This is a genomic window from Streptomyces sp. NPDC044106, from assembly GCF_056433985.1.
In genome coordinates this window covers 104,992-116,615 of the sequence record NZ_JBWKFZ010000016.1, presented here as the reverse complement: position 1 = coordinate 116,615, position 11,624 = coordinate 104,992, and the positions used below count along the sequence as shown (strand labels likewise).

Sequence of the window (11,624 nt, the reverse complement as noted above, 5' to 3'; positions counted from 1 at the left end):
GCCCGTCTCCCCGCACGGGGCCTCACGGCGGGTCGATCTCCGTGACCACGGCGAGGAGCTGGAAGGGCAGCTCCCGGTCCCACTGGGCGACGCCGAGCGCTATCCAGCGGCCGTCCGCATGCCACAGGTGCAGGTCCGGCACGGACGAACTCAACCGGGCCCAGGGCTCCGGTATCTCCTCGCCGGTGCGGCCGGGGTCCAGGGCGCGCTCGAAGAGACTCGCCAGGCTGAACCGCTGTGGCGGCCCCCAGCGGTCGGCGAGAAGCACGCTCAGGCCGTCGCGCTCCGCCTCGTACTGCTCCTCGGTCTCCTCCCGGAGCGTGCCGTCGTCCTCCCAGAAGGCCTCGCTCGTCAGTAACTCGGCGATGTGGTAGCCGGGACCCTCACTGCCGCACCGCGACCTGTCGTGCTCCGCGGGGAACTCCCTGGAGCGCAGCAGGTCGATCGCGGCGAGATGCTGTGCGGTGCTCATGGTCTCCAGTAAAGCGGGCACCACTGACAAAGCGTCACGCGTGCCCGCGGCCCGCGCCCGTCACGCGTCGCGGCGCCGCAGCGCCCACCATCCGGCGATGAGCGCGGCGACCGCCCAGGCCGCGCAGACTGCGAGCCCGGTCCACGGGCCGAGGGTCCCGGTCGGGGTCTCGTGCAGCACCTGCCGGCCCGCCTGATCGGGCAGGAAGCCCGCCACACCGCTCGATACGTCGCCGACCACGAAGGAGACGATCAGGGTGAAGGGGATCAGAACGCTCAGCACGGCGACTCCGCTGCGCAGTACGGCCGTCAGTCCCGCGGCGAGCAGGGTCATCAACGCCAGGTAGAGGCCCCCGCCGACGCAGGCTCGCACGGCCCCGGGGTGGCCGAGCCCGATCGCGTACTCACCCAGGAAGGCCTGGCCGGTCAGAAACGTGCCGAAGCTGGTGGCGACCCCGACGAGCAGGGCCAGGGAGCCGACGACCGCCATCTTCGCGGCGTAGAAGCGTCCGCGACGGGGCACTGCGGCGAGCGAAATCCGCAGGGCGCCGTTCGTGTACTCGGACGAGACCGCGGTCGTGCCGAAGCAGATGGCGGCGATCTGGCCGAAGTTGAGGGCGTAGAAGGCGCCGAAGACCGGCTCGGCGTCGGCGTTGTCCGCCTCGGCCCGGCCCACCGTCGCGAAGACGAGCGCGGTGATGGCGACGGTCACCGTGAAGACGGCGACGAGCGAGACCAGGCTCGACCGAAGCGACCTGATTTTGATCCACTCGGCGTGCACGACGGGTGGCAGTACGGCGGCGTTCGACATGGTCAGGCCTCCTGGCGGGATGCGGGCACGGCGGCCGCGTACGGGGTCACGTCGGCGGTCAGGGCGAGGTAGGCCTGCTCCAGGGAGGCCTGCTCGTCGGCGAGTTCGAGGACCGGGATCCCGGCGCCCGCGGCGATGGCGCCGACCTCCTCGGCCCTCGCCCCGTCCACGGTCCACCGGCCGTCCACCGCCTCGCCGAGTGCGTAGCCCTTCCCCGCCAGGACGCCGCGGAGCCGGTCCGGGTCCGTCGTGCGCACCCGGACCCGGGCGCGGCTGTGCCCCGCGATGAACTCCCGCATCGAGGTGTCGGCGAGGAGCCTGCCGCGGCCGAGGACCACGAGGTGGTCGGCGAAGGTGGCCGTCTCGTTCATGAGGTGGCTGGAGACGAGGACCGTGCGGCCCTCGCGGGCCAGGCGCCGCATCAACTCGCGGATCCAGATGATGCCTTCGGGGTCGAGACCGTTGGAGGGCTCGTCCAGCAACACGACTTCGGGGTCGCCGAGGAGGGCGGCCGCGATGCCGAGGCGCTGGCGCATGCCCAGCGAGTACGTCTTGATCCGGTTGTCCCCGACCGGGGCGAGCCCGGTCTCCTCGATGACCTCGTCGACCCGGCGCGCCGGGAGGCGGTTGCTGACGGCGAGCGCCAGGAGGTGGTTGCGGGCGGTACGCGAACCGTGGGCCGCCAGGGCGTCGAGGAGCGCCCCGACGTGGCGCAGGGGTTCTTCGAGGCCGGCGTAGGGGTGACCGCCCACCGTGGCCGTCCCCGAGGTGGGGCGGTCAAGGCCGAGGACGAGGCGCATGGTGGTCGACTTGCCGGCGCCGTTGGGGCCGAGGAAGCCGGTGACGCGGCCGGGGCGGACGCTGAACGTGAGGGCGTCCACGGCGCGGGTCGTGCCGTACTCCTTGGTCAGGTCTTGGACGTCGATGCTGGTCATGGGGTCAGCGTCGCGGGCGGCGGCGCCTTGGGTCTTCCCCCGCCCAGGGGGTTGTTCTCCCCCGCGCGGGGGGTTGTTCTCCCTCGCCCGGGGGAGCCGTCGGCAGCGGGGTGCCTGGCACGATGGCGCCATGCCCGGCTTCCTGAGACCTCTGGTGCGAGTGGTCACCTACACGCGATGGCTGCACCTCCTCATCGGTTCGGGAGTCGCGTGGGTCTGTGCCTCGGTCTATCCCGGGCTCGCGAGCCCCTCGCGCACCGACTGGCTGCTCATCCTGGCAGATCCCCTTCCTCTGATGGTGCTGGCCGCACTGGTGCCCGCCATGCGACGGGCGGAGGGGCTGCAGGCACGGATGATGCTGTTTTCGGGCCCGCACGCGCGATCGGACGGCGATGAGATCGGCCACGGCATTTCCGTGACGCCGTCCGCGTCGTGGCGCGACCGGGCCAGGACCGCCCTCTGGCTCGTGCTCCGGCTGGAGGCCGGCTGCGCGATGGTTCTGCTCACGGGACAGCTCATCGGCTCGGTCTTCGCCTCGCTGGGCGCGACGGACGAGCCTTCGGAGACCGACGGACTGTTCCTGCCGGTTCCCCTCCACGGCTGGGCGGCGCTGCCGCTGTGTCTTCTCCTCGTCCTGGCGCAGTGCGCGATGATCGTGGCGGCGGGCCGTCTGATGGCCCGGGCGGCCCTGCGCCTCCTCGGCCCCTCCCCCGCCGAACGCCTCACCGCCCTGGAGGAACGCACCGAGCAGCTCCTCGAACGCAACCGCATCGCCCGGGAGTTGCACGACTCCATCGGGCACGCGCTGACCGTCGCCGTCGTCCAGGCGGGCGCCGCCAGGGCCGCGGCCGATCCGGAGTTCACCGACCGCGCCCTGGAGGCCGTGGAGGAGACGGGCCGGGCCGCCCTGGAGGATTTGGAGCGGGTCCTTGGGGTGTTGCGCGAGGACGGGCGGCCCGCGAGCGGCAGGCCGACCCTCGCGGACGCCGAGCGCCTCCTCGACTCGGCCCGCGCATCGGGCACGAAGGTCGACGCGGAGATCTCGGGCCCCCTGGACCGGCTGCCGGGCCCTGTCTCGCGGGAGGGCTACCGCATGCTTCAGGAGTCGCTGACCAACGTCCTGCGGCACTGCGGCCCGGTGCCCGTGCGGCTGCGGATCGCCGTCGACGAGGCCCGCCTGGTCATGGACGTACGCAACGCCCTGCCGGTCGCGGCCGGATCGACGGGGCGCGGCGGCAGCGGTCTGCGGGGCATCCGGGAGCGGGCCACGCTGCTCGGCGGGCGGGCCACCACGGGACCGGCCGACGGTGAGTGGCAGGTGCACGTCGAGCTGCCCCTCGGGTGATCTACGCTGACCGGATGCCGGTCACAGTGCTCCTCGTCGACGACGAGCCCCTCGTACGCGCGGGTCTGCGCGCCGTCCTCGAGGCGCAGCCCGACATCCGTGTCGTCGGTGAGGCGGCGGACGGCGCCGCGGTGATCCCGCTCGTCCGTGAACTGCGTCCCGACGTGGTCGCGATGGACGTCCGGATGCCGCTCCTCGACGGGATCGAGGCGACGCGCGCGGTGCTGCGCACGGTTGCGGACCCGCCGAAGATCCTGGTGGTGACGACCTTCGAGAACGACGAGTACGTGTACGAGGCGCTGCGCGCCGGCGCCGACGGGTTCCTGTTGAAGCGGGCCAGGCCGGCGGAGATCGTGCACGCCGTGCGGCTGGTCGCCGAGGGCGAGTCGCTCCTCTTCCCCGCGGCGGTGCGGCAACTCGCGGGCGAGCACGGCAAGCGGCGCGGCGACGCCGGGGCGCGGGCCGCGCTCGACCGGGCGGCGCTGACCGAGCGCGAGGCCGAGGTGCTGCGGCTGATGGCGCGCGGCCTTTCCAACGCGGAGCTCGCGTCCCGTCTGGTGGTCGGCACGGAGACCGTCAAGTCGCATGTCAGCTCCGTACTGGCCAAGCTCGGGGCGCGCGACAGGACGCAGGCGGTCATCGTCGCGTACGAGTCGGGCTTCGTGTCGCCGGGATGACGGCCGTACGCAGGGGGAATACGGGCCCGGCACTCGCCGCAGCACCGCGCGGCGAGTACGATCCGGCCATCATGCGCACGAGCTGGGAGGACGGACGTTGGGGCGGCTGACCGGCGGGGACCCCTCTCTGTTGCGACGTATCAACTCCGCGGTGGTGCTGCACGCGCTGCGCGCCGCGGACTTGGCGACGCTGACGGAGATCACCCGCGTGACCGGGCTCTCCCGGCCGACCGTCGAGGGGGTCGTCGAAGGGCTCATCGAGGCCGGGCTCGTGGTGGAGTCCGCGGCCGAGGACGGCGCCGCGCGCCGTCAGGGGCGGCCCGCACGGAAGTTCCGCTTCCGGGCGGAGGCGGGTCATCTGCTCGGCCTGGAGATCGGTCCGCACCGGGTGGCCGCCACTCTCTCGGATCTGGACGGCACGGTGCTCGGCACGGCGTCGAAGAGTGTCTCCGAAGAGGCCTCCGCGGACGACCGGCTCGAACGCCTGCGCACCGTGGTCGCCGATCTGCTGCGCCGTGCCGGGATCGCCCGCAGTTCGCTGCGCGCCGTCGGGGTGGGGAGCCCCGGCATTCTGGAGGCGGACGGCACGGTGCGGCTGAGCACGGCGCTGCCCGAGTGGACGGGGCTCCAGCTGGGCGAGCGGCTGCGCCGTTCGTTCAAGTGCCCGGTGCTGGTCGAGAACGACGCGAACGCGGCCGCCGTGGCCGAGCACTGGAAGGGCGCCGCGGCCGGCACCGACGACGTGGTCTTCGTCCTCGCGGGGCTGAGTCCGGGGGCCGGTTCGCTGATCGGCGGGCGGCTGCACCGGGGGTACGGCGGCGCGGCGGGCGAGATCGGCGCGCTGCATCTGCTGGGCCGGGAGGTCACTCCGGAGACGCTGCTCTCCACCACCGGCCGGCCGCTGCACCCCTTGGACGAGCAGGCCGTCGCCGAGGTCTTCGCCCATGCGCGGGAGGGTGACGCGCGGGCGCAGGCGGCCGTGGAGCGGTTCATCCAGCGGCTCGTGCACGACGTGGCCGCCCTGGTCCTGGCCCTCGATCCCGAACTGGTCGTCGTGGGCGGCTGGGCGGCGGGCCTGGACGGAGTCCTGGAGCCGCTCCACCAGGAGCTGGCCCGCTACTGCCTGCGGCCGCCGCGGGTCGCGCTGTCGGTGCTCGGCGAGGCGGCGGTGTCGACCGGGGCGTTGCGGCTGGCGCTCGACCATGTCGAGGAGCAGTTGTTCGCCGTCGAGGGGACCGTGACCGCGCGGCAGTGAGGTGACGTTCGGGCCGGGGCGGGACATGCGTCGCGCCCGGCACGTCAGGTGCCGGGCGCGTGCCGGACCTGTGTCGGCCCGTGGTGTCGGAGAGCGCGGCGCTACGACTCGTGGTGGATCTCCACACCGCCGGAGTCGCCGAAGGTGAGTTTGCAGGTGTCGGCGCGGTAGGTGGCCACGGAGACCGCGGCCGTGCGTCCCTCGGCGAAGAAGCGGGTCGTCACGAGAAGCACGGGTGCGCCGGGGAGCCGGTCGAGGGCCCTGGCGTCGTCGGCGCGGGCCGAGCCGAGCTCGACGGCCCGGTCCTGCCCTTCCAGGTCGAGCCGGGCCAGCTCGCGCAGGACCACGCGCGCGCGTGCCGCACCGGAAGGCGCGTCCATGCCGGTCAGCTCGGCGACCGAAGTCATGGGGACGTACAGCAGCTCGGCGGCGACGGGCTGCCCCTGCGAGACGCGGGTGCGGCGCACCACGTGGACCTGCTCGTCCGTGCCGGTCTCCAGCATGTGGGCCACCGGCGCGGGCGGCGCCGCCGGAGCGCAGTCCGCGGGCTGCCAGGCGTCGCCGACCGCGCCCGGCCACGTGCCCTGGGCGGATCCGACGGCCACGCCCATCCGCGGCGGAGCCACGGTCGTGCCCACTCCGCGGCGGCGCTGCAGTCTGCCTTCGAGTTCGAGTTGCTCCAGTGCCTGGCGGAGCGTGGCGCGGGCGACTCCGAACCGGGCGGCGAGATCGCGCTCGTTCGGCAGGATCTCTCCCACGGCGAATTCGGAGTCGAGCGCCTCACTGAGCACGGTCTTCAGATGCCAGTACTTCGGCTCCGGCACCGTTTCGAGCTGCGTGGTCCCCACCCTGTCCTCCGCAATCGCCGTTGACCGGCGGCGTTTAAGCGCCCTTGTTTATTAAAGGTTCCTGCACTATCTCTGCGACCATAAAGCCGCACCCACCCTTGGTCAAGACCAATCCTCCATCCGTTACAGGCTGCACAGGGTCGGTGCCACAGAGCATTCATGCGAAGTTCGCACGAGGCCAAGCGGGCGTAACCGGCCACGTGTGCGGCAACGGCCGACATGCATCCGCACGACGGAGCCCCCGCCCTGCCGGACGGGGGCTCCGCACCGCGTGAACGCGCCACCGCGCGCGAGATGCGGCCGGAACTCTACCGACGGAGTCCGACGAGCTTGTCCGGGTTGCGGATGATGTAGATCTTCTGGACGAGGCCCTCGGCGACGTCCAGCTGGAAGACACTGTCGAGCTTGCCGTCGAGGAAGATGTGCGCGGACGCGGCGCCGTTGAGCTCGCCGAAGCGGATCTCGACCTCGCCCGCGGTCCGGATCACGCCGGCGGCGGTACTGCTGAGGAAGCGGCCCACCTTGTCGGCGCTCTCCAGGACGCGCAGGGGGGCCTTGCTCTTGCCGCCGGCGTCGCCGACCAGCCGTACGTCCGGCGCGAGCAGGGACATCAGCCCGTCCAGGTCGCCCTCGGTCGCCGCGGCCAGGAACCGCTCGGTCAGGTCGCGCCGCTCGGCCGGGTCCACCTTGTAGCGGGGCCGGCCCGCGTCGACGTGCTTGCGGGCCCGCCCGGCGAGCTGGCGCACGGCGGCCTCGCTGCGGTCGAGCGTGAGCGCGATCTCGGAGAACGGGAACCCGAAGGCCTCGCGGAGCACGAAGACGGCGCGCTCCAGGGGCGAGAGGGACTCCAGGACCACCAGGACCGCGAGGGAGACGGAGTCGGCGAGCACGGCCCGCTCGGCGGTGTCGGGGACCGTAGGACCGAACTCGGTGACACAGGGCTCGGGGAGCCACGGCCCGACGTACGCCTCGCGGCGGGACTGCAGGTGGCGCAGGCGGTCGATGGCGAGCCGGGTGGTGACGCGCACCAAGTAGGCGCGCGGTTCGCGCACTTGGCCGTGGTCGGACGCCGACCAGCGGAGCCAGGCCTCCTGGACGACGTCCTCGGCGTCGACCACGCGGCCGAGCATGCGGTAGGCGACGCCCATCAGGACTGAACGGTGCTCTTCGAAGACGTCGGTCACGCTGTCGGTAGCCACCCTCCCATCCCAGCCCACCGGACAGCACGTGTCCAGGCCGGCCGCGGCCCGCCTCTTGAACTGCGGGCTACTGAGCGGTAATTGTTGCTGACAACGTGTCTAACGCACCCGAGAGGCCGTCGCCCGACGGCGTGGACAGGAGCAGTCATGGCCGCAGAGGTGTCCTTCAGCGTCGCGTCGCCCGACGGCGCGCGCACCGTGACGGTCTCCTACGAACGGGCGGGCACGGGCGAGCCGTTGCTGCTGCTGCACGGCATCGGCCACCACCGGCAGGCCTGGGACCCCGTGTTCGAAATCCTGGCCGCCGAGCACGATGTGATCGCCGTCGACCTGCCCGGCTTCGGGCGGTCGCCCGCGCTGCCGGACGGTCTGGGGCACGACCTCGCCACGGTCGTCCTGGCGCTGGCCGCGATGTGCGAAGCGCTGGAGGTGAAGCGTCCGCACGTGGCGGGCAACTCCCTCGGCGGGCTGCTCGCCCTCGAACTGGGCCGCGAGAAGCTGGTCCGCTCCGTCACCGCGCTCTCCCCCGCCGGCTTCTGGACGTCCGCGGAGCGCCGGTACGCGTTCGCCACGCTCCTCGCGATGCGGCAGGGCGCGCGTCTGCTGCCGGTGCCGGCGATCGAGCGGCTGTCCGGGAGCGCGGCCGGGCGCACGGCGCTCACGAGCACCATCTACGCCCGTCCCTGGCGCCGTTCACCGCAGGCCGTCGTCGCCGAGACGCTCGCGCTGCGCAACGCCTCGGCCTTCGAGGCCATGCTGGTGGCCGGGCGGCACGTCCTCCCCCAGGTCGATGTGCCGGGCCTGCCGGTCACCGTCGCCTGGGGCACGCGGGACCGGCTGCTCCTGCGCCGCCAGGGGATACGCGCCAAGCACACCATCCCCGGGGCGCGCCTGGTCCGCCTCCCCGGCTGCGGCCACGTCCCGATGCACGACGACCCGGCGCTCGTCGCCCGCGTCATTCTCGACACCTGCCGCTGACGGGCGCCCCGCGAAGACTCCCGACCCCAGCGCCACGCCCGCGCCGACCAGCGCGCTGCCCGCGGCCTGGGGCACGCCGTAGGAGCCCGTCCCCACCAGCGGAGCGGTGCAGGCCGCGGCGACCGGGATGAGGCCGGAGAACAGGGTGGCGCGTTCGGCGCCGATGCGCTGGAGCCCGGTGTACCAGAGCACGAAACCGACGACGGTGACGATCACCGCCTGCCACAGCAGGGCGGCTCCCTCGGTGCGGTCGGGCGACCGCACGAAGCCGCCGCCGTCAAGGACGAGCCCGAGGACGGCCGATTCGGCGGCGGCCACGGCGCACACGGTGGCCGCCAGGAGCCGGGGGCCGAGGGGGCGCAGCACGGGCACGGCGAGCACCGCGAAGCCGACCTCTCCGGCGAGCGCGCCGACCGAGTAGAGGAGTCCGGGTACGTCCGTGCGGCCCCAGCCCTGCACGACGAACGCCCCGGCGGCCACGAGGAGCGCGCCGTGCAGGACGCCCCTTTGCGGAGTGCGCCGTTCCAGGAGCGGCACCAGGAGGGCGACGATTACGGGGGCGCATCCTACGAAGACACCCGGTACGGCAGGTTCCGCTGATTGTTCCGCGGCGAGGATCGCCAGGTTGAAGCCGACCATCCCCACGGCTGCGAGCAGCGCCAGGCGCCCCCACTGAGGCCCGCGGAGCCCGCGCAGCGCGCCGGTGCCCTCCTTGCCGAGCCAGGGCAGGAGAATCAGGCAGGCCAGGCCGTACCTGATGAACTGGCCGCCGCTGTAGGGATACTCGCCGAGCAGGCTGTTGGCGGTGAAGGAGCCGCCGACGAGGAGGCAGGCGAGGCCCGCGAGGAGCGCCCCGCGGGAGGAGTTCGTGTTCATGCCCCGACGCTAGGAAACCGGGCGGCCCCCATTAAGGTCCACTTTCACGGCCTGTTCGGGGACCACTTTCCGGGCGCCCCGCGCCGTGCTCGACCGAACGCTCCGCAGCCCCCCGCCGATACCCGCCGATACCGAAGAGGGTGTGTCCCCTGCCCAGCCAGAGCGCCGACGACCGCGCGCGGTGGAGCGCCGCCTGGGAACTGCTCCTGCCGGCCGCCTCCGCCCCCGCGCGCAACCGTGGCCGCAGCCTCCGTTCGGCCCTGCGCGAGGCCGTCAGGTCGGGGCGGCTCACGGCGGGCACGCGGCTGCCCTCCACGCGCGAGCTCGCCGCCGATCTGGGCGTCTCGCGCGGCCTGATCACGGAGGCGTACGAGCAGTTGGCCGCGGAGGGCTACCTGCGCAGCGACCGGGGCTCGGGGACCTGGGTGGGGGACGCGGCGCGGGCCGCGGCGCCCGCGGTGCGTGACCGCGCGCCGCGGGCCGGGCACGCGCGCGTGGACTTCCTTCCCGGCGTCCCCGACCTGTCGCTGTTCCCCCGCTCCGCGTGGGCCACCGCCCACCGCCAGGTGCTCGCCCAGCTGCCCCACCACATGCTGGGCTACCCCGATCCGCGCGGGCTGCCGAGGCTGCGTACCGCCCTGGCCGGCCTGCTGGCGCGGCGCCGCGGCGTGGTCGCGGAACCGGAGCGCGTGATCGTCTGCTCCGGGGTGGCCCAGGCGATGACGCTGCTGGCCCTCGCCCTCCGCGCGCGCGGGCACACCGCGATCGGGGTGGAGGACCCCGGCAGTCCCGAGCACGCGACGCTGCTCGCCGCCGCGGGAGTCTCCCCGGTGGGCATACCTGTGGATGACGAAGGCGTGAGCCCTATGGCGCTACGGGAGCGGGGTGTGCGCGCGGTCGTCACGACGCCCGCGCACCAGTTCCCGTCGGGCATCGCCTACTCGGCGAAGCGCCGCGCCGAACTCCTGGACTGGGCACGGTCCGTCGGCGGCCTGCTCGTCGAGGACGACTACGACGGGGACTTCCGCTACGACCGCGCCCCGGTGGGCGCGCTCCAGGGACTCGACCCCGAGCACGTCGCGTACACCGGTTCGGTGAGCAAATCGCTCGCCCCGGGGCTGCGCCTCGGCTGGCTCCTTGTACCGGAGGACCTCGCCGAGGAGGTCGTCGAACGCAAACGCGTGATGGACCTGGGCAACCCGGCCCTCGACCAGGAGCTCCTGGCGCACTTCATCGAACGGGGCGACTACGACCGGCAGTTGCGCCGCTGCCAGCGTGCCTACCGAGAACGCCGGGACGTCCTGGCGGCCGCTCTCGACGAGCACTTCCCGGGCGTGCGGGTCACGGGGATCGCGGCCGGCCTGCACGTCATCGCCCGGCTGCCCGGCCGCTGGGGGCCGCAGGAGGCCTTCCTGGCACGCGCCGGGGCGGCCGGTGTCGCGGTCCGCCCGCTGAGCGACTACGCCGTCCCCCGCCCCCCGGAAGCGACGTCCGGCCGAACGGCGGCGCCTGACGACGCAGTGCACCTCGTACTGGGCTACGCGCACGTGGCACCGCCACGGATCCGCGAGGGCGTACGGCTGCTGGCTCGGGCGGTTCAGGAGCTGGACCACGCGCGCGTGCAGAGCACCAGCCGGTAGCCGTCGGGGTCCTCTACGGTGACCCCCCATTCGTTCCAGTAGGGGTTGGGCGACATGACCTGCTTCCCGCCGTGCTCCTCGATCCGCGACACCAGCTCGTCGGGGATCTCTTCGTCGAGGTAGACGACGAGCAGGTCCTCTTCGGTGGGGCGCGGGCGGACGGGCGAGCCCGCCTCCTGGACGAGTTCGAGGTGCCAGGAGGCGTCGGGCCACCCGACCATGAGCAGGTCGTGCTTCCCCGGGGCGCCGCCGCTCTCGGCCCGGTACAAGACACTCAACCCGAGTCCGCCGGTCCAGAACCGCTCGGCCGCCGCCAGATCACGGGACGGACGGGCGATGCGGACATGGCTCTGGCCGTTGACCGGCACGGGGCTCCCCCTTCGGTACGGCACACCGGCCGGCGTGCGCTGCGTCCGAGCGTAGGCAGGCGTGGATCTTGTGGCCATCGGTCGTCGGTCCTCGGGCGGGCGGCCCGGCGACGTACGGCCGAGGACGTAGGCGGGTGCCGCGCCCGGTCCGGCGGAGACGGGTTCGGCGCGGCGGTTCCCTGCTCCCGCCGGGAGTTGTTCACTTGTGGTTCGCGTGGGTG

Annotated in this window: 11 protein-coding genes and 1 pseudogene; 5 read left to right on the top strand and 7 right to left on the bottom strand. The window is 73.3% G+C overall.

Translation table 11 applies throughout. The features are described from left to right. Nucleotides 1-22: 22 nt before the first annotated feature. The 3 genes from AC07DI_RS28115 to AC07DI_RS28105 are packed head-to-tail and all read right to left on the bottom strand — an operon-like array spanning nucleotide 23 to nucleotide 2,217. Nucleotides 23-472, bottom strand: coding sequence for a hypothetical protein (locus AC07DI_RS28115; protein ID WP_478906812.1), 450 nt, complete (start codon nucleotides 470-472; stop codon nucleotides 23-25). Nucleotides 473-532: 60 nt separating this feature from the next. Further along, nucleotides 533-1,282 (bottom strand): ABC transporter permease, encoded by a 750-nt coding sequence (locus AC07DI_RS28110; protein ID WP_478906810.1) that lies wholly within the window; start codon nucleotides 1,280-1,282, stop codon nucleotides 533-535. A gap of 2 nt (nucleotides 1,283-1,284) precedes the next feature. Beyond that, nucleotides 1,285-2,217: an ABC transporter ATP-binding protein gene (locus AC07DI_RS28105; protein ID WP_478906807.1), complete on the bottom strand. Its 933-nt coding sequence runs from the start codon at nucleotides 2,215-2,217 to the stop codon at nucleotides 1,285-1,287. A gap of 130 nt (nucleotides 2,218-2,347) precedes the next feature. On the opposite strand from AC07DI_RS28105, the gene AC07DI_RS28100 reads away from it, so the two are divergent. From AC07DI_RS28100 to AC07DI_RS28090, 3 genes are all read left to right on the top strand, one after another. Further along, on the top strand, nucleotides 2,348-3,562 hold the full coding sequence (locus AC07DI_RS28100) for a sensor histidine kinase (RefSeq protein ID WP_478906805.1): 1,215 nt from the start codon (nucleotides 2,348-2,350) through the stop codon (nucleotides 3,560-3,562). Between the two features lie 14 nt (nucleotides 3,563-3,576). After that, nucleotides 3,577-4,239, top strand: coding sequence for a response regulator transcription factor (locus AC07DI_RS28095; RefSeq protein ID WP_478906803.1), 663 nt, complete (start codon nucleotides 3,577-3,579; stop codon nucleotides 4,237-4,239). A gap of 97 nt (nucleotides 4,240-4,336) precedes the next feature. Further along, nucleotides 4,337-5,494, top strand: a complete 1,158-nt coding sequence (locus tag AC07DI_RS28090; RefSeq protein WP_384252925.1) for an ROK family transcriptional regulator — start codon at nucleotides 4,337-4,339, stop codon at nucleotides 5,492-5,494. Nucleotides 5,495-5,595: 101 nt separating this feature from the next. Here the strand turns inward: AC07DI_RS28090 and AC07DI_RS28085 are convergent, their stop codons facing one another. Both AC07DI_RS28085 and sigJ read right to left on the bottom strand, forming a co-directional pair. Next, entirely contained in the window at nucleotides 5,596-6,342 is a 747-nt protein-coding gene (locus tag AC07DI_RS28085; protein ID WP_384252928.1) for a GntR family transcriptional regulator, read from the bottom strand. Between the two features lie 308 nt (nucleotides 6,343-6,650). Beyond that, nucleotides 6,651-7,541: an RNA polymerase sigma factor SigJ gene (gene sigJ / locus AC07DI_RS28080; RefSeq protein ID WP_478906800.1), complete on the bottom strand. Its 891-nt coding sequence runs from the start codon at nucleotides 7,539-7,541 to the stop codon at nucleotides 6,651-6,653. A 147-nt stretch (nucleotides 7,542-7,688) separates the two neighbouring features. On the opposite strand from sigJ, the gene AC07DI_RS28075 reads away from it, so the two are divergent. Continuing rightward, on the top strand, nucleotides 7,689-8,519 hold the full coding sequence (locus tag AC07DI_RS28075; protein WP_478906798.1) for an alpha/beta fold hydrolase: 831 nt from the start codon (nucleotides 7,689-7,691) through the stop codon (nucleotides 8,517-8,519). A 39-nt stretch (nucleotides 8,520-8,558) separates the two neighbouring features. Here AC07DI_RS28075 and AC07DI_RS28070 read toward each other — a convergent pair. Then, a pseudogene (locus tag AC07DI_RS28070) lies at nucleotides 8,559-9,395 on the bottom strand (DMT family transporter); the annotation flags it as partial. A gap of 140 nt (nucleotides 9,396-9,535) precedes the next feature. Between AC07DI_RS28070 and pdxR the strand changes: the two are divergent. Next, entirely contained in the window at nucleotides 9,536-11,035 is a 1,500-nt protein-coding gene (pdxR, locus tag AC07DI_RS28065) for a MocR-like pyridoxine biosynthesis transcription factor PdxR (protein WP_478906796.1), read from the top strand. On the opposite strand, the gene AC07DI_RS28060 is transcribed toward pdxR, so the two are convergent. After that, a complete protein-coding gene (locus tag AC07DI_RS28060) occupies nucleotides 10,993-11,403 on the bottom strand; it encodes a VOC family protein (protein ID WP_478906794.1) in 411 nt (136 codons plus the stop codon). The two genes, pdxR and AC07DI_RS28060, sit on opposite strands and share 43 nt — an antisense overlap. Nucleotides 11,404-11,624 lie beyond the last annotated feature (221 nt).